The following is a 24,141-nucleotide window of genomic DNA, read 5'->3' as shown; positions in this document are numbered from 1 at the left end:
CCGATAATAATCCCATTCCCTGCGACCATATCTGTCGCTGCGTCGCAATTCCCGTTTCAGCTCGTCGCAACTGCGCGGTATGCCATCGTTTATGCTGCCGTCCGTGCAGGGGTCGTAGACCCTGTGTTGCGCCATTGCTTCCGGCACTGCGACCGGTTGAAGACTGAAGAATAGCGAACCAACCAGAAGTGTTAACAATCGCATCGGCCACCTGTTTCGTTTAGAAGATCAGGCCACTATTCTTCATTAGATTGCATGAGCATGGCATGCGGTCGTCACGTCGGCTTAATAGGCGTTTTTTGGTAACTGAGGCGCCTAGCCGTGACGCCGGGTACCTCCATTGCGGATATGTCTTAGCTGATTCGGATGGCAATATAGAGAAGCGTCAGCGCAATCACCCAGAGCGCAATCCGCCCCCATTTGGTATGGCGCGCTTCCGCCTTGCCGATAGCTTCGGCTGTCTGGGCATCGAAACGCAGGCCGTTCTCGCTCATATACATCAGCTCTGAATGCAGCTTTTCCGTCTTGGCGGCGATCTCAGGTGCCGCTTCAGCAAGCTTTAGAGCAGCCTTCATGCCGTCTTTCAGATCGGTGACGATGCGCTTCGGACCGAGATTGTCCCTGATCCAGCCGCCGACGACCGGATCGGCCGCCTTCCACATGTTGAAGCGCGGGTTGAGCATGCGTGATACGCCTTCCACCACCACCATGGTCTTTTGCAGCATGACCAGTTCCGGCCGCGTTTCCATATCGAAAAGCTCGGTCACTTCGAACAGCAGGGTCAACAGCTTGCCCATGGAGATCGTCTCGGCCGGCTGGCCATGGATCGGCTCGCCAATGGCGCGGATCGCCTGCGCGAAGCTCGCTTTATCGTGATGGCCCGGCACATAACCGGCCTCGAAATGCACCTCCGCCACCCGCATGTAATCGCGCGTGATAAAGCCGTAGAGGATTTCGGCGAGGAAGCGGCGTTCCTTTTTGCCGAGGCGTCCGGCAATGCCCATATCCACGGCGACGATCATGCCCTTGTCATCGACGAAGAGATTGCCGGGATGCATGTCGGCATGGAAAAAGCCGTCGCGCAGCGTATGCCGCAGGAAGGACTGGATCAGCGTATCGGCAAGCTCGTTCAGGTCGTGTCCCGCGGCCTTCAACCCTTCGATATCCGACATCTTGACGCCGTCGATCCACTCCATGGTGACGACATCGCGCCCGGTGCGTTCCCAGTCGACTTCCGGAACACGGAAGCCGGGGTCGTCCCTGGTGTTTTCGGCAAGTTCGGAAAGGGCTGCCGCCTCGAGCCGCAGATCCATCTCGATCTTGGTTGTCTGCTCCAGCGTGCGTGTCACCTCGACGGGCCGCAGACGGCGGGCTGAACGGACAAAGCGCTGCTGCAGGTCGGCGATCAGATACATCGCCTCCAGATCGTTCTGGAAACGCTGGCGCACGCCGGGACGAATGACCTTGACGGCCACCTTGCGTGGTCCCTTCGGCGTATCCACCATTGCCGGATGAACCTGGGCGATGGAGGCAGCCGCGATCGGATCGCCGAATTCCCTATAGAGGTCAGAAACCGTGCGTCCGAGCGAACCTTCGATATTTGCCTTCGCCGCTGCGGCCGGGAAAAACGCCATGCGATCCTGAAGGCTTGCAAGATCGTCGGCGAAATCGGCGCCCACCACATCCGGGCGGGTAGCCAGAAACTGGCCCATCTTCACATAAGACGGTCCAAGCCGCTCGACGGCCGTTGCCAGCCGGTCGCTACGCTGCGCCCGTTTGGCCTTGCTGCGGGCGAAGGGCTTCAGGAGTGCCTTCAGCGCCTGCGCCGGGGCAGGCAGATCGTCGGACGGCAGCGCCAGCACGACGCCTTCGCGCACGAGAACCCAGCCAACCCTTGCGAGGCGGAAATATGCGCCCAGAGTGCTCATGCTTATGCCTGTCTCCTGCTTCTGCTGGCCATGCTCTTAAAGCTTCCAGCCGGAATGCAGGGCGGCGATGCCGCCGGTGTAGTTGGTGTAGGACACACGGGAGAAGCCGGCGGTGCGGATCATCGCCGCGAAATCCTCCTGATTGGGGAATTTGCGGATCGACTCGACCAGATATTGATAGGGTTCGGCGTCGCCGGTGATCATCTTGCCGAACTGCGGAATGGCATTGAACGACCAGGCGTCATAGACGCGATCGAGCAGCGGCATTTCGACTTCTGAAAATTCCAGTACCAGCAACCGTCCGCCGCGTTTCAGCACGCGATGGGCTTCCTTCAGCGCGACATCGATGCGCGGCACATTGCGAATGCCGAATGCGACCGTATAGGCGTCGAATGTATTCGCCTCGAAGGGCAGTTCTTCGGCATTGGCCTCAACGAAGGTCAGATTGTCGGAAAGCTTCTTTTTTGCCGCGCGTTCCTCGCCGACCGCCAGCATCGAGCCGTTGATGTCGAGAACGGTGGCGTGCGCCAGACGGTTGGAGGCCTCCACAATGCGAAACGCGATGTCGCCGGTGCCACCCGCCACGTCCAGAACCCTGTAGGAGGCATCCTTGCGCGGCGAAAGCGAAGAGACCATAGCGTCCTTCCACAGCCGGTGCAGGCCCGCCGACATCACGTCGTTCATGATGTCATAGCGCTTGGCCACCTTGTGGAAGACCTCGTTGACCAGCCCCTGCTTTTTGCCTTCGTCCACCTTGTGGAAGCCATAGGACGTTTCCATGCCGCCTTCTGCGGTCGTACGGGCGTCGGTCATCGTCTGTCTCCATATTATTGCGTGGCGGACCATAGCGGAAACGCCATGGCGACGCTATCTGTTGCCGCATCGCCTGGGCGCGACATTTCGCGTGCATTGTATAGACCACATGGTCCTAACGATAAACTGCCGGATAAGCCAGATGCCAGAATTGCCAGAAGTCGAAACTGTCAGACGCGGCCTCGCCCCCGCCATGGAAGGGGCAAGGGTTCGCAAACTCCACCTTGGCCGCCCCGATCTGCGTTTTCCGTTCCCCGAGGATTTCGCGGCGCTGATCGAAGGCAAAGCGATCATATCGCTTGGACGCCGGGCGAAATATCTTTTGATCGAACTGGAGGACGGGCTGACGATCATCGCCCATCTCGGCATGTCCGGCTCGTTCCGTATCGAGGCGGAGGCGGATGAGGCCGGCAATACACCCGGCGCGTTTCATCATGCCCGCTCAAAGGATGGCAAGCACGACCATGTCGTCTTTCATCTGGATAAAGGAGAAGAGCGCGTCTGCGTCATCTATAATGATCCGCGCCGTTTCGGCTTCATGCATCTGGTGGAGCGCAACAAGCTCGATCTCTATCCGGCTTTTGCGGAGCTTGGGCCGGAGCCAACAGGCAATGCATTGAGCGCCGATTATCTGGCGAGCCGGTTTGAGGGCAAGAGCCAACCCTTGAAAGGCACGCTGCTGGATCAGAAGGTCATTGCCGGCCTCGGCAATATCTATGTCTGTGAGGCGCTGTGGCGCGCTCATCTTTCTCCTTTGCGGGCAGCGGGAACGCTGGTGACGACATCAGGCAAACCCAAAGCGCAGCTCACCGATCTCACGGAAAAAATCCGTGACGTGATCGCGGATGCGATCGCCGCCGGCGGCTCCTCACTGCGCGACCATATACAGACGGACGGAACACTCGGTTATTTCCAGCATTCCTTTTCGGTTTACGATCAGGAAGGCCAGCCTTGCCGGACACCCGGCTGCGGGGGTACGGTTGAGAGAGTGGTACAGGCCGGTCGTTCGACCTTTTATTGCGCCGCCTGCCAGAAGTGACTGAGCCAAGAGTAATGGGCCGGAATAACGGAGAAGGGGAGATTGCCGTGGATTATGAAACGATACTGGTCGAAAAGCGTGATGAGGTGGGAGTCATCACGCTCAACCGCCCCAAGGCGCTCAACGCCCTTAACTCGGTGCTCCTGAAAGAGCTGCGGCACATTCTCTCTTCATTCTCCACCGATGATTCCATCGGTGCGATCATCATTACCGGCTCGGAAAAGGCATTTGCCGCAGGCGCCGACATCAAGGAGATGCAGGGGCTGGATTTTGTCGACGCCTATGTCGGTGATTTTCTCGGTGGCTGGGACGAGGTCGCGTCGACGAGGAAGCCGGTCATCGCCGCCGTTTCCGGTTTTGCGCTCGGTGGCGGCTGCGAGCTGGCGATGATGTGCGATTTCATCATCGCTTCGGAAACGGCGAAGTTCGGCCAGCCGGAGATCACCCTCGGCGTCATTCCGGGCATGGGTGGCTCCCAGCGGCTGACGCGGGCGGTGGGCAAGGCAAAGGCCATGGATCTGGTTCTGACCGGCCGCATGATGGATGCGGCAGAGGCCGAGCGTGCCGGCCTCGTCTCGCGCATCGTGCCCTCCGCAAATCTGATGGAGGAGGCGGTAGAGGCTGCGACCCGCATCGCCTCGCTGTCGCGTGCCTCGGTTCTTATGGCCAAGGAAAGCGTCAATCGCTCCTTCGAGGTGTCGCTCGCGGAAGGCCTGAGATATGAAAGGCGCTCATTTCAGTCTCTCTTTGCAACGGCGGATCAGAAGGAGGGCATGGCGGCCTTCATCGAAAAACGCAAACCGGTTTTCCGGAATCGCTAGGGGCATCGGACCGAAAAGTGTAACGCGGTTTTCGGATCATCCGATGCCTGAATAAAAATTAGAGCGGCGGAAGGATTACGTTTTTGTCTCCGCGGCTCTAAGGAGTCGGAATATCGGCGTTTTCCGCCATTTGCGCGTTGACGGGCGTGCGCTTTAGCGGTATATGCCCGCCCACGGTTAAGGAAAGCCATCCGGCTTGTCCGAAATTACTCCCGCATTCTTGGGTTAAGTGAGGTCGTCGAACGACCCGATCCTCTGGTTGCGGAATTTGGTTTGAATTCGAAGAGAGGCATACATGGCCAATACAACTTCGGCGAAAAAGGCGACCCGCAAGATCGCTCGCCGTACCGCAGTCAACAAGGCTCGCCGTTCGCGCGTTCGCGGCTTCATTCGCAAGGTCGAGGAAGCAATCGCTTCCGGCGATCTGGCTGTTGCCACCGAAGCTCTGAAGGCTGCTCAGCCCGAGATCCAGCGCGCAGCAACCCGCGGCGTTCTGCACGGCAACACCGCATCCCGCAAGGTGTCGCGTCTCGCTCAGCGCGTTAAGGCTCTTTCGGCCTAATCCGGCTAATCACAAATAACTATTCAAAAAGCCTGGTCTTTTGACCGGGCTTTTTGTGATTCTAACCGCCTGTTAATCATTCCTGCCGTAACGTGACAAACGCGTGTCAGATGGACGACAGGAAATATTAAATAAAAACAATGGCTTGCCGGAGGTCTCTCGGAAAATGGGAAGCTTTCTCTACGGAAGTCGTGACGAGTTTTGAGTCAAGAAGATTTTTATTTTTTTGCCAAAACAGGCTCTCTAAAATTGCCAAAATTGAATCTCATTGATTCATAAGCGATTCTGCTTCGGGCCTTGCCCGTGATGCAAAACGGCCTTTGTGAGTCAATGGCCGATCTGAGTTTTTGCAGAAAAAACGCCATTGATCTCTCCCCACGATCCTGCCTAAATGCATTCCAACAAGGGGTGCGGATCTCAGTCCACAGATTATCTCGATGATCGTATCGACGATATTCACCTTCTTGCTGGCGGGTCTTTCGAGGTCCGTTTTCTCAGGTCATGGAGCTTTTTGCGCCGTTTCGGTCTCGGAACGGGCAGGGGTTTTTTGTCCTCAAGCATACGCCTTAGGGTTGTGGCGAAAGGAGCGTCTTTAGCGTGTCGCAGGCCTCTCCATGAGGGGGAGGGAAATGGGATAACCGGCTCGCAAACAAGTAGTAGCCTTTGATGCTCTTTCGAGGGGAGCGCTGAAGGCAGGAATAATACGAGGGGGATCTCTGGCGATCGATTTTTGATCGTCAGGCTATGATTGGCAATTTGAAAGGCGGCAATATGCAATTGAATTTGGCGATGGGTGCGGTGGCTGATGGGGACCGCGCACCGAAGGCATGTGATGCAGCTTGCTCTGATGCGGCAGGGGACAAATCGGCAATGAAGCACGATGCGCTGTTTGAGCGTTTTAGCGCGCGGCTCAAGGCACAGGTTGGTCCGGAAGTCTATGCAAGCTGGTTTGCACGGCTCAAACTCCATACCGTTTCGAAAAGCGTCGTCCGTTTTACCGTTCCGACGACCTTTCTGAAGTCCTGGATCAACAACCGTTACATGGATCTGATCACCAACCTCGTCCAGAGCGAGGATCCGGATGTGTTGAAGGTGGAGATTCTTGTCCGCTCGGCCAGCCGTCCGGTTCGACCGGCACAGGCTGACGAACGGGTGCAGCCCGCACCTGAAGTCGGTGCGGCGCCGCGCAACAAGTCCTTCATTCCGTCGCAGCCCGCGACAGCACCTGCCGTACAGCCTGCGGCAGCGCAGGCGACCCTGCGTCAGGGCGGTTCCGGGCCGTTGTTCGGTTCGCCGCTGGATACGCGCTTCACCTTCGATACGTTTGTCGAAGGCTCTTCCAACCGTGTCGCGCTTGCGGCGGCAAAGACGATCGCCGAAGCCGGCGCCGGCGCCGTGCGCTTCAACCCGCTGTTTATCCACGCGGGTGTTGGTCTCGGCAAGACGCATCTTCTGCAGGCCATTGCCAATGCCGCCATCGACAGCCCGCGCAATCCGCGCGTGGTCTATCTGACGGCTGAATATTTCATGTGGCGTTTTGCGACTGCGATCCGCGACAATGATGCGCTGACGCTGAAAGACACGTTGCGTAATATCGATCTGCTCGTCATCGACGACATGCAGTTCCTGCAGGGCAAGATGATCCAGCACGAATTCTGCCACCTGCTGAACATGCTGCTCGACAGCGCCAAGCAGGTCGTGGTTGCGGCTGATCGCGCGCCGTGGGAGCTGGAATCGCTCGATCCCCGTGTGCGGTCCCGTCTTCAGGGCGGCATGGCCATCGAGATCGAAGGTCCCGATTACGACATGCGGTATGAAATGCTCAACCGTCGTATGGGTTCGGCGCGCCAGGACGATCCGTCTTTCGAGATTTCGGACGAAATCCTGACCCACGTGGCCAAAAGCGTGACGGCAAGCGGACGCGAGCTTGAAGGTGCCTTCAACCAGCTGATGTTCCGGCGCTCTTTTGAGCCGAACCTCTCGGTTGACCGTGTTGACGAGCTGCTGTCGCACCTCGTCGGAAGCGGTGAAACCAAGCGCGTGCGCATCGAGGATATTCAGCGCATCGTCGCCAGACACTATAATGTGTCGCGACAGGAGCTGGTTTCAAACCGCCGCACCCGCGTCATCGTCAAGCCGCGCCAGATCGCCATGTATCTCGCCAAGATGCTGACGCCGCGCTCCTTCCCCGAGATCGGTCGCCGTTTTGGCGGTCGCGACCACACCACGGTTCTCCACGCGGTGCGCAAGATCGAGGAACTGATTTCCGGCGATACCAAGCTCGGCCACGAGGTTGAGCTGCTGAAACGCCTGATCAACGAAAACAACGCATGAAAAAAGCGGCCTCCGGGCCGCTTTTTTATTGGCTTCTCAATTCTTGATTGGTTGAGGGCAGGCCGTGCTGCCGGTCAGCACGCGAGATCGGCGACCACGGCATCCAGAATAAGCATGCCCGAAGGCGTGCAGCGCAGGCGCGAATTGCCGAGCCTTTCCACGAAACCGTGCTGCAGAAGGAATTCCTCCTTCTCCGGGTCGAGATCGCGGCCGGAAAGATCGCTCCAGCGGGCCAGATCGATGCCCTCGCGCAGACGAAGCCCCATCAGCAGCAACTCGTCGGCCTGCTCGTCGACGCCCAGCATTTCCTGATCGACCATGCCATGGCCTTCTCGCTCGACAGTCTCGAGCCAGGTCTCGGGGTGCCGCTCGGTGGCGGTGGCGAGCTTGGAGGCACCTCTGGTCAAACGCCCATGCGCGCCGGGGCCGATGCCGGCATAATCGCCATAACGCCAGTAGGTGAGGTTATGGCGGCTTTCGGCGCCGGGGCGGGCATGGTTGGAAACCTCATAGGCCGGCATGCCGTAACGCTCGGTGATTTCCTGCGTCGCCTCATAAAGCACGGCTGAATGCTCACCGTCAGGCACGATGAGCTTGCCGGCCTTGTGCAGCCCATAAAAGGGCGTGCCTTCCTCGATGGTCAGCTGGTAGAGCGACAAATGGTCGACCGCATAGGAAACCGCCTCTTTCAGTTCGGCATCCCATTCGGCCACCGTCTGCTTCGGGCGTGCATAGATCAGATCGAAGGACATGCGCGGAAAGATTTCCCGCGCCAGCCGGATGGCTTTCAGGGCATCGGCGACATCATGCAGGCGGCCGAGGAACTTCAGGTCCCGGTCGTTCAGTGCCTGCACGCCAAGCGAGACGCGGTTGACGCCCGCCGCGCGATAACCGCGAAACCGTTCCGCCTCGACGCTGGAAGGGTTGGCTTCCATGGTAATCTCGATACCATCGGGGACATGCCAGAAACGTGCAACGCCATCCAGAATGGCTGCAACCGTCTGCGGGTCCATCAGCGATGGCGTGCCGCCGCCCATGAAAATGCTGGTGACGACCCGCGGACCGCTGAGTGCCCGCATATGCTCCATTTCGCGCAGGAAGGCTGCGGTAAACCGCTCCTGATCCACCGGCCGGTGGCGGACGTGGCTGTTGAAATCGCAATAGGGACATTTGGCCGCGCAGAAGGGCCAATGCAGATAGATCCCGAAACCGGGATCGCCCGTATCCGGCAGAAGCGATGCGCCGGGGGCAGAAAAATGATGCTCCCCGACCATCGGGTTCATGCCTCCAGGCAGGTTTCTACGAATTTTTTAAAGGCGCGCGCGCGGTGCGACAGCGCAAACGCGTCACCATGTTTCCAGCCATGTTTCGCATCGGCCGTCATCTCGCCGAATGTGGTGTCATAACCTTCCGGTTTGAAGATCGGATCGTAACCGAAACCGCTCGTTCCGCGCGGCGGCCACACCACGGTGCCTTCCACCTCGCCACGGAAATACTCGACATGACCGTCCGGCCAGGCAAGGCACAATACGCTGACGAAGCGGCCCGTGCGATCCTCGGCTTTCGATGCGCCGCGTTCGGCAAGCGCATCTTCAACCTTTTGCATTGCCATGGAAAAATCGCGCGTGCCGTCGGCCGTCTCTGCCCAATTGGCGGTGTAGACACCCGGTGCGCCGTCCAGCGCGTCGACGACAAGACCGGAATCGTCGGACAGGGCCGGCAGGCCGGATGCCTTGGCGGAGGCAAGCGCCTTGATGGCGGCATTGTCCTCAAAGGTCGTGCCCGTCTCATCCGGCTCTGCGAAATTCAGCTCGGCGGCCGATTTGGCGGAAAAGCCGAAAGGTCCGATCAGATCGGCGATTTCGGCGATCTTGCCCTTGTTGTGGCTGGCGACGACGATCGTTCTGGTATCGAGCTTGCGCATCATGGTTTCCTGTCGGCTCAGGCGATTGCCTGCTTCTGAAGGGCGACCAGCTCGCTGCAGCCTGCCTTGGCAAGGCCAAGCAGCGTCAGGAATTCTTCTTCGGAGAAGGGCGCGCCTTCCGCCGTTCCCTGAACTTCAACGATACCGCCGGAGCCGGTGATGACAAAATTCGCATCGGTCTCGGCGGAAGAGTCTTCCAGATAGTCGAGATCGATCACCGGCTGCTTGGCGAAGATGCCGCAGGAGATCGCGGCGATATGGTCTTTCAGAACCTTCTCGACCTTGATCATGTTGCGGGTTTCCATCCACTTCAGGCAATCATGCAGGGCAATCCATGCGCCGGTGATGGAGGCGGTGCGTGTGCCGCCGTCCGCCTGGATGACGTCACAGTCGATGCTGATCTGGCGCTCCCCGAGCGCCTGCAGATCAACGACGGCGCGGAGCGAGCGGCCGATGAGGCGCTGGATTTCCTGCGTGCGTCCACCCTGCTTGCCAGCGGCTGCTTCGCGCTTCATGCGCTCATGGGTAGAGCGCGGCAGCATGCCGTATTCGGCGGTGACCCAGCCCTTGCCACTGTTGCGCAGCCACGGCGGCGTCTTTTCTTCAAGGCTTGCGGTGACGAGCACATGCGTGTCGCCGAATTTGACCAGACAGGAGCCTTCGGCGTGCTTCGAGAAATTGCGCTCGAAGGAAACCTTGCGCATCTGATCGGTTTTTCTGCCTGAAGGCCGCATATGATCCACTCTCCATGTTGGTTCCTGCCTTCTAAGGTGCGCTCCGGGCTTTTGCAAAGCCAATTTCCATTTTGCCGCAGCGGCGCGACGCATTATATTGGCCCAGAGTAGATTTGGGTGACAAAGAACGGACGAGATGGGTTTTTCAGCACCGCTTTCAAAAGATCAGGCATCGCTGCTGGATGAACGGTCGCGGGAAATTTTCCGGCGCATCGTCGAAGGCTATCTCGACACTGGCGAACCCCTGGGATCGCGCAGCCTGTCGCGGCTGCTGCCGATGTCGCTTTCGCCGGCTTCCGTGCGTAACGTCATGAGCGATCTCGAGGAACTGGGCCTCATCTATTCGCCACATATCAGCGCCGGGCGCCTGCCCACCCAGACGGGGCTGCGTTTCTTTGTCGACGCTTTCATGCAGGTGGGCGATCTGCCTGCCGACGAGCGGGCGAATATCGACCGGCAGATCGGCCCGGTCGCCGGCCACGAACAATCGCTGGAAGGGCTGCTGACGGAAGCGAGCCGCATGCTGTCGGGCATGTCGCGCGGCGCCGGCCTCGTGCTGACGGCCAAGAACGATGTCATCCTCAAACATGTCGAGTTCATTCGGCTGGAACCCACCAAGGCGCTTGCGGTGCTGGTGGGCGACCACAATCAGGTCGAAAACCGTATCATCGAATTGCCGGCCGGTATTTCCTCGTCGCAATTGACCGAGGCGGCCAATTTCATCAATGCCCATCTCTCCGGCCAGACGTTGCAGGAATTGCGTGGCCAGTTTCAGACGCAGCGGGCGGAGCTGCAATCGGAACTCGGCACGCTGGCGCAGGATCTCATCGAACGCGGCCTTGCCGTCTGGGCGGGTGACAATGAGGAGGGCAAGCTCGGCCGCCTCATCGTTCGCGGACGTTCCAACCTGCTCGAAGGGCTGGCCGGCGAAGAAGACATTGATCGTGTACGCCTGCTGTTCGACGATCTGGAGCGCAAGGAAAATCTCATCGAAATCCTCAACCTTGCGGAAAGCGGCTCGGGTGTGAGGATTTTCATTGGCTCGGAAAACAAGCTCTTTTCGCTGTCCGGTTCATCGCTCATCGTTGCGCCCTATCGCGATGATGACAACCGTGTCGTGGGTGCGGTCGGTGTCATTGGGCCGACGCGGCTGAATTACGCCCGTATCGTTCCCATGGTCGATTATACCGCCCAGATCATGGCCCGCCTTTCCCGGAAGCAAAGATAGGACAAGCCCGCAAGGTCATAGAATGCGGCAAGCTTTTCGCCGCAAGCCTTGATTTTTGCCCGCCAAAGCTCGATATCGGGCGCAACCAACAATACTCAAATTTGGAGAACGTCATGACCGACGATACAAAAAAGCCCGGACCTGACGCGGACATCGCCGAAGAGTTTCTCGATCCCGCGCTCGCCGGCGAAGAGCCGACTGATGCCGCCGAACCCGATCCGGTCGAGCTGCTGAAGGCTGAAAATGCCGATCTGCGCGACAAGTTTCTGCGCCTTGCCGCCGAAATGGACAATCTTCGCCGCCGCACCGAGCGCGACGTCAAGGACGCCAAGGCCTATTCGCTGGCCGGCTTTGCGCGCGACATGCTCGCCGTTTCCGACAATCTTCGCCGCGCGCTTGAGGCTATTCCCGATGAGCTCAAGACCAATGGCGAAGCCGGTCTCAATGGCCTGATCGAAGGCGTCGAGATGACCGAACGTTCGATGTTGTCGACGCTCGAGCGCCATGGCGTCAAGAAGATCGACGCCGAGGGCCAGAAGTTCGATCCGAACTTCCACCAGGCCATGTTCGAAATTCCCAACCCGGCGGTTCCGAACAACACTGTGCTTCAGGTTATTCAGGCCGGTTTCACCATCGGTGACCGCGTCCTACGCCCCGCCATGGTCGGCGTCGCCAAGGGTGGCCCGAAGGCGGAAACCGCCGCATCGGCAGAGCCCGGCACGGCCTCTCTCAATGAAAAGGATGCCTGAGGCATTCCTTCCCCCAATAAAAAACGCGCCCCGGAGGCGCGTTTTTTATTGTCATGAAAACCTGAGATCAGTGGCGACGGATCAGGCCGCCGTCGCCTGTTCCTGGTTGAGGAAAGCATAGATTGCCGTGTCGGAATCGGTGGCGCGCAGCTTGGCCACCAGTTCAGGGTCGCGCAGGGCGCGCGCAATTCGAGACAGTGCCTTCAGGTGATCCGCACCGGCGCCCTCAGGCGCAAGCAAAAGGAAAACTAGATCGACCGGCTGGTCGTCCAGCGCTTCGAAATCGACCGGCATTTCAAGACGCGCGAAGACGCCCGTGATCTGATGAATGCTGGCGAGCTTGCCATGCGGAATGGCGATGCCATGGCCGACGCCAGTGGAGCCGAGCTTTTCACGCTGGAGGATGACGTCGAAAACTTCCCGTTCCGAGACTCCGGTAATTCTGGCTGCCTTTGCGGCCAGCTCCTGAAGCAATTGCTTTTTGGAATTCACCTTGAGGGCGGGAATAATCGCATCTTGTTGCAGCAAATCTGCCAACGCCATTCTCTTTTTCCTTCATGCCATCGAGACGATGCAGGAGGCAGAGACGCTTTCACGTTCTGCCTCCCACGTCTTGTCAGACTGTTCAGCTCTTGATCGTTTCCGCGTCGATCCAGCCAATATTGCCGTCATGACGTCGGTAGACGATGTTGAGATATTCCTTGCCCGGGCTGCGGAATAGCAGAACCGGTTCGTCCGTCATGTCGAGCGCCATCACGGCGCTGGCAACGGACATTGTCTTTATCTGTTTCGAACTCTCCGCGACGATGGTGGGTGCGTAATCCTCGGGAACCTCATGGTCCTCATCGGGAACAGCATCCATCACCGTATAGGCGATTTCCTGCGACACGCCATTCGAACCGTTGTGATGGTCCTTCAGCTTGCGCTTGTAGCGACGCAGGCGCTTCTCGATCCGCTCTGCGGCGGCATCGAAGCTTGCCTGCGGATCATTTGCCTGACCCGCCGCATGCAATACAATGCCCGTATCGAGATGCAGCTTGCAGTCGGCGGCAAAACGCGATCCCGACTTCTCCACGGTTACCTGGCCTGAATACCCCCCATCGAAGTATTTGGTAACTGCCAGACCTATATTGTCCTCAATCCGCTGACGGAAAGATTCACCGATCTCCATATGTTTACCAGATACACGCACACTCATGGAAATTTTCCTTTTTGTAGTGATTTGCGAGTACCAGCTTACGTCAAGCCGCGCGCGCATCCAAGCGTTTCGAAGACCTTAAAAAGCCTCCATTCGAATTTTACGCCCATGGACGGTGGAGATGAATCCGTTACAAATGACCTTGCTTACGTGTGCGGCGGGCTTCTAGCCCCTGGCGTGATAAGAGTCAATGGTGCGGCAAAAAAGCGCTCCAAACGTGATCACGCGCACCGCTCAGAAGACTGACAACCTGGCGAGCGCCTTCTTTTCGCGGCGTCTCTGGACGGAGGAAGGGATGTTCATCGCCTCACGATATTTGGCGACAGTGCGGCGGGCGAGATCAACCCCGCTCTTTTTCAGATTGTCGACGATGTCGTCATCGGAAAGCACCGCCTCGGCGGCCTCCTGTGCGATCATGGTCTTGATGCGGTGACGCACCGCTTCCGCCGAATGGCTGTCGCCGCCTTCAACCGCGCTGATCGAGACGCTGAAGAAATATTTGAGCTCGAACAGCCCGCGCGGCGTCAGCATGTATTTCTTCGATGTCACCCGGCTGACGGTGGATTCGTGCATCTTGATGGCGTCGGCCACCGTCTTGAGGTTCAGCGGGCGCAGATGATCGACACCATTGATGAGAAAGGCGTCCTGCTGGCGCACGATCTCGGTCGCTACCTTCATGATCGTCCGGGCGCGCTGGTCGAGGCTGCGGGTCAGCCAGTGAGCTGTCTGCATGCATTCGGAGAGGAAATCCTGGTCCTCTCCTGCGCGCGCCTTGTGTTTCGAAACCTCGGCAAAGTAGCTCTGGTTGATGAGCACGCGCGGCAGGGTTTCGGGATTTATCTCCACAAGCCAGCCGCCGGATGAGGAGGCTCGAACGATGATATCAGGGACGATCGTCTCCGAAACGGTCGAATCATAACCCGCGCCGGGGCGCGGATTGAGCGTCCGGATTTCCGCCAGCATATCGAGAAGGTCCTCTTCATCGACCCCGCAGAGTTTTTTCAGGGACGCGAAGTCGCGCTTGGCCAGAAGCTCCAGATTGTCGATCAAGGCCCGCATTGCCGGATCGAGCCGATCCCTCTGGGCGAGCTGGATTGCCAGACATTCGCTCAAGGAACGGGAAAACACGCCCGGAGGATCGAAGCCCTGAAGCGTCTTTAAAACATGCTCCACCGCCGTCGGCGCCGTTCCCAGCCGTTCGGCGACATCATCGACGGCATCCGCTGCGATATATCCGGTTTCGTCGAGCTGGCCGATCAGCGCATCGGCGATCATGCGGTCCTCGGTGGAGGATATGGCCAGCGGTAATTGCTGACTGAGATGGTCACCAAGGCTCTGTTTCGCGGCGACGAAATCGTCAAGATCATAGCTTTCGCCGGATTCCTGCCCGGGCATGGATTTCCACTGGCTTGCCAGTTCGGGCGCATCGGCCTTTCTGGGCTCGGCATCATCAGGGAAGACATTTTCGAAGCTGGTATCGAGTTGTTCGCCGAGATTTGCGGCGCGGTCGCCGTACCAGTCGTCGCTGTCGGCCGTTACCGTAGGGTTTTTATCCGAAGCTTCGCCGTCGGCATCGCCGAAATTATCCGCAGTATCAGGGATGTCACTGCCCAAATCGCCGTCGTTTGCCGCAATTTCCAGCAGCGGATTACGCTCCACCTCCTGCGCAATAAACTGCGTCAGCTCGAAATGCGTCATCTGAAGCAGCTGGATGGACTGCATCAGTTGCGGTGTCATGACGAGAGACTGGTTTTGACGCAGCAAAAGGCTGGCAGACAATGCCATGGCGGACGCGAAACTCCCCTTACAGCTTCTCCATTGCCACAGTTTTCATAAATTTTGAGAAGGCAAAGAAACTTGGCCCAAAAATTGCTTTTTTATCTTGTTTGGTCAAGCGTCGGCGCGGGGCGCGATGAAGAATCTTTCGCGCCCGCAAGCTTAAAGGCTGAAATTATTGCCGAGGTAGAGCCGGCGCACGTCCGGATTGTTGACGATATCGTCCGCGCGACCGTGGGTCAGAACCTCACCGGCATGGATGATATAGGCACGGTCGATGAGGCCGAGCGTTTCGCGGACATTGTGGTCGGTGATGAGAACACCAATCCCGCGTGCGGTCAGATGTCTGACGAGATTCTGGATGTCGCTGACCGAAATCGGATCAACACCGGCAAAAGGCTCGTCCAGCAGCATGAAAGTCGGATCGGTCGCCAGAGCGCGGGCGATCTCAAGGCGACGGCGTTCACCGCCCGACAGAGCGACTGCCGGCGACTTTCGCAGCTGGGCAATGTGGAACTCTTCCAGCAGCTCATCGAGCTTGCGGTTCCGTTTGACACTGTCCGGTTCATGGACTTCAAGCACGGCGCGGATGTTTTCCTCGACCGTCAGCCCGCGAAAAATCGAGGCTTCCTGCGGCAGATATCCGACGCCGAGGCGCGCACGCCTGTACATCGGCATGCCCGTCACATCGTTGCCGTTGATGGCGATCTTGCCGCTATCGACGGGCACGAGGCCCGTGATCATGTAAAAACAGGTTGTCTTGCCGGCGCCATTCGGACCCAGAAGCCCCACGGCTTCGCCGCGGCGCACGACAAGCGACACGCCGTTGACCACCCGGCGCGTATTATAGGTCTTCGTCAGACCATGCGCGATCAGCGTGCCTTCATAACGGGCCTTGTCGGCCTGTGATGCCGCTTCCACGGATGGATTGCGCCCACCGCCAAACATTTTTGAGATCGAAGGTATCTTCACGAGGTGAGACTACTGTTTTTTCTGCGATTTCGGATCGAGCATGATCCGAACGGGGCCGCCGCAGCTTTCAAGCTTCGCTTGTCCCGAATTCATCAAGACAGTGAGCTTGCAGCCGGTGAAGACATTCGTGCCCTCGGACAGAACGACCTGCTTGCCCGTAAGGATAAAGGTCTGCGCCGCCATGTCGAATTCGCCGTGATCGGCCGTGGCCTTCTGGGTCTCGGACGTCAGATAGACATTATTATCGACGAAGATTTTTTCGATATTGGCGTCACCGCTGGTGAGCGAGGAACCCTCGCCCTTGTAGTTGACCGTCATCTTGCCGGCCTGAAGGGTGGTCGTGCCCTGCACAACTTTCACGTTTCCGGTGAAGTAGGCCTTGCGCTCCTGATCCCGGATTTCGAGCTGGTCGCTTTCAATCGCGATCGGCTGGTCGCTGGAGAGCTTTACACCCTGCATATTGCTGGTGGTGCTCTGGGCGAAAGCCACGGTTGCGAGACAGGAGAAAACAAGACCTGCGGCTGCAACGCCTGCGGATCTGCCAAGGGAAACGGGACGGGAAACTTGCATCATCTGGACCGGGCTCTCACTTGGCTTCATTTTTGATATTGGATGCAGCGATACGTGCCCGTACCTGCCCCGAAAATGTAATCGTTTTGCCATTATCGGCGATATCAATCGATTGCGCAACAATGGCACCGTCGTTTGTTTTGATCGAAACGGGCTCTTTGCTGCTCATTTTTCCGGCCTTCAAATCAACATCCGCAGACTGGAACTTTGCTTGTATGCCATTGCTGAGATTGATGTCAAAAGGTGCCGTCATCTTCAGCGTATTGGTGGCCCGGTCGAAAATGCCTTCCTTGGCGATCACCTGTGCGACGCTGTCATTGACAGGCACTGCGGCCAGAACTTTCTCCAGCGTCATCAGGTTGGGATTGGCGATATCCTGCAACGCACGGTCGGCGTTCATGGAATAATCGATCCCCTTCTCGTTGCGGCCGGCAACGGCAGGTTTTTCCATCACGATCTTGCCGTCTTCGATCCTTGCGCTTTCCAGCGAAACCTCGTCGGGCGCCCAGGTGCGGATGAGCGAAACGGCGATGAAGGCGAGCGAAATCACCGCTGCGCTGAGCGGCAGGATGATTTTCAACCGCTTCACGCGCGCGGAATGTCGCAGAGCGCGCTCATAAGCGCCGTTCTGGTCATTGGGCAGCGGAAATGCTGGCGCGGGTTCGCGGAGTCGTTCAAGCATAAGAGTGGGTCCGGAAACTTCTTGGGCGCCATTTTTGGCGCGCAATTGAAGCTTGTATGTTTATCTTAATGTGTTTGGCACGAGTGCTTTGTCCTGCCAATATGGTTTTTGTCTGGAAAGGTGCAAGGGAAATGCGAATTTTATCGTAATTCTGGTTTCCTTATTGTTTCCTTGCGGCTTCGCGCTAGAAGAACCATATGGCCGTGAAGCACACGTGGCGTCAAAGGCCGGATGGCAGAGGTTTTCGATGGATAATATGGCGATAGCGGATCGCAGGCGATTGCGCCGCAAGCTGACTTTCTGGCGGATTGCCGCTGTTTTGCTGTTTGTCGTCGGTATTTTCGGCCTTTACCGGTTTTTCTGGACCGAGCCGCAGCAAAGCGCCAAGCCCCATATCGCCCGCGTCGAGATTTCCGGCCTGATCCAGGACAATACAGAACTCCTGGAACGGCTCGACAAGATCGCCAAGAGCGACAATGTCAAAGGGCTGATCGTGTCGATATCCTCGCCGGGCGGCACCACCTATGGCGGTGAGCGCATCTTCAAGGCTATTCGCGGCGTTGCGGAAAAGAAGCCGGTCGTTTCCGACGTCCGCACTCTGGCCGCCTCCGCCGGTTACATGATCGCTTCGGCCGGCGATGTCATCGTCGCGGGGGAAACCTCAATCACCGGATCGATCGGCGTGATTTTTCAATATCCCCAGGTCGGCCAGCTGATGGACAAGCTCGGGGTCTCGCTGCAGGAAATCAAGTCCTCCCCGTTGAAGGCGGAACCTTCGCCGTTCCACGAGGCGCCTGAAGAGGCAAAGACCATGATCCGCGCCATGGTGATGGACAGCTATGGCTGGTTTGTCGACCTTGTGGCCGATCGTCGCAAGCTGCCGCGTGAGGATGTGCTGAAACTGGCGGATGGATCGATTTTCACCGGCAGGCAGGCGCTCGCCAACAAGCTGGTTGATACGCTCGGTGGCGAAAAGGAAATCCGCGGCTATCTCGAAACACACGGTGTCGCCAAGGATTTGCCGATCGTCGAATGGCGCGCGCCGTCGTCCCGCTCGCCTTTTTCGTTTTTCAGTGTTGCGCAAATAGCGAAGTTTCTGGGATATGACGATTTAATTCCCTTTGCGGGACCCGGCCAGCTCGGTGCGGACAAGTTGTTTCTTGACGGTCTTGTTTCCGTTTGGCAGGTTGGGCCACGTTAAAAATCCAATTCTTTCAGGGGGCAACCGTGATCAAATCTGAACTGGTGCAGATCGTTGCTGCGCGTAACCCGCACCTTTATCACCGTGACGTGGAAAACATCGTCAATGCGGTGCTGGATGAAATCACCGATGCCCTGGCGGGTGGAAATCGTGTCGAGCTTCGTGGTTTCGGCGCATTTTCGGTGAAAAACCGACCTTCACGTTCGGGGCGGAACCCGCGCACGGGCGAATCGGTTTTCGTCGAGGAAAAATGGGTGCCTTTCTTCAAGACGGGCAAGGAGCTGCGTGAGCGCCTGAACCCCGGAATGGGTGACGAAGAAGAGGACGATTGATCGTCCCGGACGCAGGATGCCGGAAACGGAGCCGGCGGAACCCCGCAGCGATGGAGTAATGTCGGATGTCGAAAAAAATCATCAACCTCATCATCCTGCTTCCGCTGGCGATTATCCTCGTCATCCTGTGCGTGGCCAACCGTCAGGCCGTGACGCTCGCACTCAATCCCTTCCGTCCGGATGACGGCGTTCTGTCCTTCACCGCGCCGTTCTTCGTATTCCTGTTTCTGGCCGTCATTGCTGGCGTGCTGTTGGGATCGGCAGCCACATGGTTCGCGCAGGGCAAACATCGCAAACGCGCCCGTATCGAAGCCAGGGAAGCCGTTCGCTGGCATGACGAGGCGAACCGCCAGAAGGCGACTGCAGCCGCGCAGCTTCCGAATGCGGGGCAACTCCCGGCAAAGTGATATAGCCGACAGTCGTTCCGGCTCTAGTCGAGCGGCGTGCGGAATGCTATTTGCTGCGCCATAAGACGCGGGCAGAAGCGGAAAGATTTCCATTGAAGAAAAAAGACAGCCGGCCGGGCAATCGTGCACGGGCCGGGAGCGAGAAAAAACAGGTTCATGCCGCAAGGCCGGCGCGACGCGCGGAAGCAGCATCGAAAAAGCGCGAACCCGACGCGGTTCGCAGCGTGCCGAAACCTGAACCGAAGGAAAAGGTTGCTGCCGCACCGGCGATTGAGCAGGCACCTGCACGGCCGCTCAAGCAGCGCACCGGTGAACGTCCTGCAGAACGGGTTCCGGTCATTCTGGAATCGAGCGGTGCGGGCGATTTTCACCTGATCGACAGCGGCAATGGCCTGAAGCTCGAACAATATGGCGACTACCGCGTCGTCCGTCCCGAGGCGCAGGCCTTGTGGCAACCGTCGGTTCCTGACCGGGTGTGGCAGAATGCCGACGCCATTTTCAGCGGCGATACGGATGAGGACGGCATGGGCCGTTGGCGCTTTCCGAAGACGGCGCTCGGCGAAACCTGGCCCTTGTCCCTGCTCGGCGTTGAATTTTTGGGCCGCTTCACGGCCTTCCGTCACGTCGGCGTCTTCCCGGAACAGATCGTCCATTGGGAATGGCTGAAGCGTGCCGTCGAGACGGCCGACCGGCCGCTGAAAGTGCTGAACCTGTTCGGTTACACCGGCGTCGCCTCGCTGGTTGCGGCCTCTGCGGGGGCTGAAGTCACCCATGTCGATGCCTCCAAGAAAGCGATTGGCTGGGCCAAGGAAAATCAGGCGCTTGCCGGGCTTGAACAGGCGCCGATCCGCTGGATTTGCGAAGATGCGATGAAGTTCATCCAGCGTGAGGAGCGTCGCGGCAGCACCTATGACATCATTCTCACCGACCCGCCGAAATTCGGCCGCGGCACCCATGGCGAGGTCTGGCAATTGTTCGACCATCTGCCGCTGATGCTGGATATCTGCCGGGAAATCCTCTCACCCAAGGCGCTCGGCCTGGTGCTGACGGCCTATTCCATCAGGGCCAGTTTTTATTCGATGCACGAGTTGATGCGCGAGACCATGCGCGGCGCCGGTGGCGTCGTAGCGTCAGGGGAACTCGTCATTCGTGAGGCAGGGCTTGACGGCAAGACGCCGGGCCGGGTGCTTTCCACATCGCTGTTCAGTCGCTGGGAGCCGAAATGATGAAGGATATGCGCGAAAACACGACGCGCCGGGTTGGCCAGGTCAAGGAAGTGACCAGCCTTGCCAATCCCATCATCAAGGATATCAAGGCGCTCACCCAGAAAAAGGGCAGGGAAGAGACCGGTACCTTCATGGCGGAAGGCCTGAAGCTGGTCATCGATGCCCTCGAACTGGGCTGGACGATCAAGACGCTGGTTTATGCCAAGGCCGCCAAGGGCAAGCCGCTGGTGGAGCAGGCCGCGGTAAAGACCGTCGCGTCCGGTGGTCTGGTACTCGAGGTCAGCGAAAAGGTCATCGCCTCGATCACCCGCCGCGACAATCCGCAGATGGTCGTCGGCATTTTCGAACAGAAATGGGCCTCGCTCAGGGATATTCGCCCGGAAAAGGGTGAGACCTATATCGCGCTCGACCGAGTGCGTGATCCCGGCAATCTCGGCACCATCATCCGCACCGCCGATGCGGCTGGCGCCTCGGGCGTCATTCTGGTCGGCGACTGCACCGATCCCTTCTCGCTGGAAACAGTTCGCGCCACCATGGGTTCGGTTTTCGCCATGCCGGTGGCCCGCGCCTCGGTTGAAGAATTCCTGTCCTGGAAGAAATCGGCGCAGGTCAGCGTCGTCGCCACCCATCTCTCGGGTTCCGTGGATTATCGAAAGATCGACTATGCCGGCAAGCCGGTCGTGCTTTTGATGGGTAACGAGCAATCCGGCCTGCCGCCGGAACTGGCTGGCAAGGCGGATCAATTGGCGCGCATCCCCCAGCAGGGCCGTGCCGACAGCCTCAATCTCGCCATCGCAACCGCCGTGATGCTTTTCGAAGCACGGCGACATCTCCTCGAACTGGCACCGGTGAAGTAATGGCCAAAGCGGCACTGTTTTCGAAATTCGGCCCGGCTTTCGCGCTGATCGTCGCCGCGCTGGTGCTGGACCAGATCGTCAAACAACTGGTTGAAGCCTATCTGCCATTGCAGGAGATGGTGCCAGTCATTCCGTTTCTGGCGCTTTACCGCACCTATAATCTCGGCGTCGCATTTTCGATGCTGTCGGACATGCAGGGCTGGTTCATCGTCAGCATGCGGCTCGTTATCGTTGTTTTCGTGCTGTGGCTATGGCGCAAGACGGCAGCGGACCGCACCTTCGCCCATCTCGGCTTTGCCTTCATCATCGCGGGTGCTGCCGGCAATCTTCTCGACCGTTTTCTCTATGGACACGTCATCGACTACATCCTGTTTCATACGCAGACATGGTCCTTCGCCGTTTTCAATCTGGCTGACAGTTTCATAACCATTGGTGCGGCCTGCGTCATTCTTGATGAATTTCTGCACGCCCGGGCGGCTAAAAAGTAAAATTTTAGGGTTTCCACCAAACATATCAAAACCGCTGCCGTGGTAGCGGTTGGATATGAGCGAACTGGCAAAACTTCGGGAAAAAGTTTCAGACGGCCTCGGGCTGGCGCCTGTAGCGGTGCAGCCGGGGGATCGTATCGACGCAACAAGGCAGCATGCCGGCGCGGAGCACGAGATCGGCTCAGGGCCGATTTCCCTGTACGTTGCCATTTCGTTGTCAGTCGGTGCCTTTGCCGCTGCGCTGATTGCGCTTGCAGTGCCCTATGCGGTCACCGTTGCCCTGGCATCCTTCTTTGGCGTCGTGCTCGTCGGTGTCCTTTTCTACGCGCTGTTCGGCAAAACTGCCCCAGGTAAAGTTGCGCTGGCCGACGATTTGGATGTTCGTCTGCGGCAGACGCAGAACCGCTCGCTGATCGCCGAGATGCAGGAATCCATGGGAGATATCGTCGTCATCCGCAATCTGGATCGGCGCATCGTCGAAGCAAACAGGATTTTTCGCGAAATGACGGGATGCTCGGCCCCTGAAGGGTTGAGTTGTGAGGAAATCGGCATTGCCTTCCGTCCGGGCGACAAGGTTCACGCCTATGACGTGGAGATCGCCACCCCTTTCGGACAGCGCATCTTCTCCTGGCACGATGCGGTAACCCGCGATCTGGCCAGCAGCCGTCTTCTCATCAGCAGCATCGCCAGAGACGTGACGGAAGAGCGGCTTGCGCTTGCCGAAAGGGAAGACGCCCGCTTACGCGCCGAAAAGGCCGATGCGGAAAAGGCGAGGCTGCTTGCCACGGTAAGCCATGAAATCCGCCTGCCGCTTTCCGGCATGCTCGGCATGAATCATCTGCTGTCACAAACGAAGATCAACGAAGAGCAGCGTAATTATCTTGACGGCATGAAGCAGTCCGGCCAGTCGCTGGTGCAGCTCGTTGAGGATCTGCTGGATTATTCGACCATGGAGGCGGGCCGCTTCAAGCTCAATCCGCGAGCGGAAAACCTGCGGCGGTTGATCGAGAGCATTGTCGAGATGCTGGCGCACCGCGCCCACGAAAAAGGGATTGAAATCACCTCCTTCGTCAGCCCTGACGTGCCCGATTATCTCGATTTCGATCCGGCAAGACTGCGTCAGGTTCTGTTCAACCTTCTCGGAAACGCCGTCAAATTCACCCGAGAGGGTGGGGTTGTCATCCGGGCGCGCATGGTCGAGGGCGAATTGCAGATGACGGTTGAGGATACCGGTCCGGGCATGAGCGAGAGAGAACAGGCCCGTATCTTCGGTGAATTTGAGCAGGCAGGGCCGATGTCGCAGCGAAGCGCCGGCACGGGCCTCGGGCTTGCGATTTCCGCCCGCATCGTGCGGGAATTCGGCGGCAGCCTCACGGTTTCGAGCCACAGGGGCAGGGGCAGCATCTTCACGCTTTCGTTCCGTCCGGGCGGCGCGCCTGCTGCAATGCCGGATCCGGGCCGGCGCCACTGCCTGCAACACACGAATGTCCTGCTCATTGCGCCAAAGGGTGTGGCCGCAGCGGTGACGATGGAGGCAATAGAGGCCTTTGGCGGTAAATGTGTTCTCGTCCATCAGCCGGAAGATTTGCAAAGGCTGCAGGATGGGGCAGCTGACCTCGGCGCCGATCTCACCGATATTATCGTCGACCGGCGCGTTTCACTCCTGTTCAGGGATGCCCTGAAGGACTGGCCGCAGCAGAATATTCGTCGTACGCTGCTGGTAAGCCCGGAGGAGCGGCCTTCGACCATGCATGTCTCCTTCGACGCCTGGCTGATCCGGCCGCTGCGCGAAAAATCACTGATCGACGTCCTCTGTGGCCGCCTGCGCGGCATAGAGCGCCGTGACGCGCTGAACGACAACCACCCCGATGTGGGCTTTTCATCTCGGCTGAAGGAAGGGGCAAGTGGCGTCGATATTCTCGTGGCAGAGGATGATGCCGTCAATGCGCGCATCATCCGGGCGGTCCTGGAGAAGAGCGGCTATATCGTTCGTGCCGTCGATGATTTTCAGGCGCTGCGTCAGTCTTTGGCGCCGGGTGCTGCCCGTTTGCCGCACCTCATCATCTCGGATCTCAATATGCCAGGTGGCGAGGGGCTTGAGGTACTGCCGGAACTTCTCGGCACGTTGGAGGGTGAGAGAAATATTCCCGTCATCGTGCTCAGTGGCGATGCACGTGCTGACACGGCCGAAATCCTGCTAAAAGCCGGTGCGGCCAAGGTTTTGGCCAAGCCAACCGACCCAAGACAGCTGGTCGAGGAAATCCGTCGTATGCTGGAGGCGAAACGCCTTTCCCCATAAT

Annotated in this window: 24 protein-coding genes; 13 read left to right on the top strand and 11 right to left on the bottom strand. The window is 58.5% G+C overall.

All coding sequences use genetic code 11. The features are described 5' to 3' along the window. Window positions 1-353 precede the first annotated feature (353 nt). Both ubiB and ubiE read right to left on the bottom strand, forming a co-directional pair. Window positions 354-1,928: a 2-polyprenylphenol 6-hydroxylase gene (gene ubiB, locus ACQZ5F_RS11785; RefSeq protein ID WP_046799311.1), complete on the bottom strand. Its 1,575-nt coding sequence runs from the start codon at window positions 1,926-1,928 to the stop codon at window positions 354-356. Between the two features lie 36 nt (window positions 1,929-1,964). After that, complete coding sequence (gene ubiE, locus ACQZ5F_RS11780; protein WP_046799312.1) at window positions 1,965-2,741, bottom strand: bifunctional demethylmenaquinone methyltransferase/2-methoxy-6-polyprenyl-1,4-benzoquinol methylase UbiE; 777 nt, start codon at window positions 2,739-2,741, stop codon at window positions 1,965-1,967. Window positions 2,742-2,883: 142 nt separating this feature from the next. Here ubiE and mutM point away from each other — a divergent pair, with 142 nt between their 5' ends. From mutM to dnaA, 4 genes are all read left to right on the top strand, one after another. Continuing rightward, window positions 2,884-3,780 (top strand): bifunctional DNA-formamidopyrimidine glycosylase/DNA-(apurinic or apyrimidinic site) lyase, encoded by an 897-nt coding sequence (gene mutM / locus ACQZ5F_RS11775; RefSeq protein ID WP_052820299.1) that lies wholly within the window; start codon window positions 2,884-2,886, stop codon window positions 3,778-3,780. A gap of 47 nt (window positions 3,781-3,827) precedes the next feature. Next, complete coding sequence (locus ACQZ5F_RS11770) at window positions 3,828-4,601, top strand: enoyl-CoA hydratase (protein ID WP_225245095.1); 774 nt, start codon at window positions 3,828-3,830, stop codon at window positions 4,599-4,601. A gap of 295 nt (window positions 4,602-4,896) precedes the next feature. Next, window positions 4,897-5,163 (top strand): 30S ribosomal protein S20, encoded by a 267-nt coding sequence (gene rpsT / locus ACQZ5F_RS11765; protein WP_003493474.1) that lies wholly within the window; start codon window positions 4,897-4,899, stop codon window positions 5,161-5,163. 870 nt (window positions 5,164-6,033) lie between these two features. After that, window positions 6,034-7,497 carry a chromosomal replication initiator protein DnaA gene (dnaA, locus tag ACQZ5F_RS11760; RefSeq protein WP_225339532.1) on the top strand — a complete coding sequence of 488 codons (1,464 nt, stop codon included), beginning with the start codon at window positions 6,034-6,036 and terminating at the stop codon, window positions 7,495-7,497. A 74-nt stretch (window positions 7,498-7,571) separates the two neighbouring features. Here dnaA and hemW read toward each other — a convergent pair whose 3' ends face one another. The 3 genes from hemW to rph are packed head-to-tail and all read right to left on the bottom strand — an operon-like array spanning window position 7,572 to window position 10,155. Next, window positions 7,572-8,771 carry a radical SAM family heme chaperone HemW gene (gene hemW, locus ACQZ5F_RS11755; RefSeq protein ID WP_046799451.1) on the bottom strand — a complete coding sequence of 400 codons (1,200 nt, stop codon included), beginning with the start codon at window positions 8,769-8,771 and terminating at the stop codon, window positions 7,572-7,574. A gap of 5 nt (window positions 8,772-8,776) precedes the next feature. Next, window positions 8,777-9,421, bottom strand: a complete 645-nt coding sequence (gene rdgB / locus ACQZ5F_RS11750) for an RdgB/HAM1 family non-canonical purine NTP pyrophosphatase (protein ID WP_225339531.1) — start codon at window positions 9,419-9,421, stop codon at window positions 8,777-8,779. 17 nt (window positions 9,422-9,438) lie between these two features. Continuing rightward, entirely contained in the window at window positions 9,439-10,155 is a 717-nt protein-coding gene (gene rph, locus ACQZ5F_RS11745; protein WP_046799315.1) for a ribonuclease PH, read from the bottom strand. Between the two features lie 136 nt (window positions 10,156-10,291). Between rph and hrcA the strand changes: the two genes are divergently transcribed. Both hrcA and grpE read left to right on the top strand, forming a co-directional pair. Next, window positions 10,292-11,383: a heat-inducible transcriptional repressor HrcA gene (gene hrcA / locus ACQZ5F_RS11740; protein ID WP_052820296.1), complete on the top strand. Its 1,092-nt coding sequence runs from the start codon at window positions 10,292-10,294 to the stop codon at window positions 11,381-11,383. Window positions 11,384-11,496: 113 nt separating this feature from the next. Beyond that, window positions 11,497-12,132 carry a nucleotide exchange factor GrpE gene (grpE, locus tag ACQZ5F_RS11735; RefSeq protein ID WP_046799317.1) on the top strand — a complete coding sequence of 212 codons (636 nt, stop codon included), beginning with the start codon at window positions 11,497-11,499 and terminating at the stop codon, window positions 12,130-12,132. An 81-nt stretch (window positions 12,133-12,213) separates the two neighbouring features. Here grpE and ptsN read toward each other — a convergent pair whose 3' ends face one another. The 6 genes from ptsN to lptC form a co-directional block, all read right to left on the bottom strand. Then, a complete protein-coding gene (ptsN, locus tag ACQZ5F_RS11730) occupies window positions 12,214-12,675 on the bottom strand; it encodes a PTS IIA-like nitrogen regulatory protein PtsN (protein WP_225339530.1) in 462 nt (153 codons plus the stop codon). Between the two features lie 82 nt (window positions 12,676-12,757). After that, window positions 12,758-13,330: a ribosome hibernation-promoting factor, HPF/YfiA family gene (gene hpf / locus ACQZ5F_RS11725; RefSeq protein ID WP_052820295.1), complete on the bottom strand. Its 573-nt coding sequence runs from the start codon at window positions 13,328-13,330 to the stop codon at window positions 12,758-12,760. 234 nt (window positions 13,331-13,564) lie between these two features. Further along, window positions 13,565-15,115, bottom strand: coding sequence for an RNA polymerase factor sigma-54 (gene rpoN / locus ACQZ5F_RS11720; protein WP_225339529.1), 1,551 nt, complete (start codon window positions 15,113-15,115; stop codon window positions 13,565-13,567). 153 nt (window positions 15,116-15,268) lie between these two features. Continuing rightward, entirely contained in the window at window positions 15,269-16,054 is a 786-nt protein-coding gene (gene lptB / locus ACQZ5F_RS11715) for an LPS export ABC transporter ATP-binding protein (RefSeq protein WP_046799321.1), read from the bottom strand. Window positions 16,055-16,087: 33 nt separating this feature from the next. Further along, entirely contained in the window at window positions 16,088-16,651 is a 564-nt protein-coding gene (locus tag ACQZ5F_RS11710) for an LptA/OstA family protein (protein WP_046799322.1), read from the bottom strand. A 13-nt stretch (window positions 16,652-16,664) separates the two neighbouring features. Further along, window positions 16,665-17,330 carry an LPS export ABC transporter periplasmic protein LptC gene (gene lptC, locus ACQZ5F_RS11705; RefSeq protein WP_046799323.1) on the bottom strand — a complete coding sequence of 222 codons (666 nt, stop codon included), beginning with the start codon at window positions 17,328-17,330 and terminating at the stop codon, window positions 16,665-16,667. Between the two features lie 247 nt (window positions 17,331-17,577). On the opposite strand from lptC, the gene sppA reads away from it, so the two are divergent. From sppA to ACQZ5F_RS11670, 7 genes are all read left to right on the top strand, one after another. Next, the gene (gene sppA, locus ACQZ5F_RS11700; protein WP_046799324.1) at window positions 17,578-18,531 is read left to right on the top strand and encodes a signal peptide peptidase SppA; all 954 of its coding nucleotides are present in this window, start codon (window positions 17,578-17,580) and stop codon (window positions 18,529-18,531) included. A 2-nt stretch (window positions 18,532-18,533) separates the two neighbouring features. Further along, window positions 18,534-18,863 carry an integration host factor subunit beta gene (locus ACQZ5F_RS11695; protein WP_225245141.1) on the top strand — a complete coding sequence of 110 codons (330 nt, stop codon included), beginning with the start codon at window positions 18,534-18,536 and terminating at the stop codon, window positions 18,861-18,863. A gap of 65 nt (window positions 18,864-18,928) precedes the next feature. Then, window positions 18,929-19,270: a LapA family protein gene (locus ACQZ5F_RS11690; RefSeq protein WP_046799326.1), complete on the top strand. Its 342-nt coding sequence runs from the start codon at window positions 18,929-18,931 to the stop codon at window positions 19,268-19,270. A gap of 92 nt (window positions 19,271-19,362) precedes the next feature. Further along, complete coding sequence (locus ACQZ5F_RS11685) at window positions 19,363-20,496, top strand: class I SAM-dependent methyltransferase (RefSeq protein ID WP_448730458.1); 1,134 nt, start codon at window positions 19,363-19,365, stop codon at window positions 20,494-20,496. Beyond that, a complete protein-coding gene (locus ACQZ5F_RS11680) occupies window positions 20,493-21,353 on the top strand; it encodes a TrmH family RNA methyltransferase (RefSeq protein WP_046799328.1) in 861 nt (286 codons plus the stop codon). The genes ACQZ5F_RS11685 and ACQZ5F_RS11680 overlap by 4 nt, the downstream gene beginning before the upstream one ends. Continuing rightward, on the top strand, window positions 21,353-21,841 hold the full coding sequence (gene lspA, locus ACQZ5F_RS11675; RefSeq protein WP_046799329.1) for a signal peptidase II: 489 nt from the start codon (window positions 21,353-21,355) through the stop codon (window positions 21,839-21,841). Before ACQZ5F_RS11680 ends, lspA begins: the two co-directional genes overlap by 1 nt. A gap of 55 nt (window positions 21,842-21,896) precedes the next feature. Then, entirely contained in the window at window positions 21,897-24,140 is a 2,244-nt protein-coding gene (locus ACQZ5F_RS11670) for an ATP-binding response regulator (protein WP_448730459.1), read from the top strand. Window position 24,141 lies beyond the last annotated feature (1 nt).

Source organism: Agrobacterium sp. 22-210-1 (genome assembly GCF_053522525.1).
This window is presented reverse-complemented; position numbering and strand designations above follow the sequence as displayed.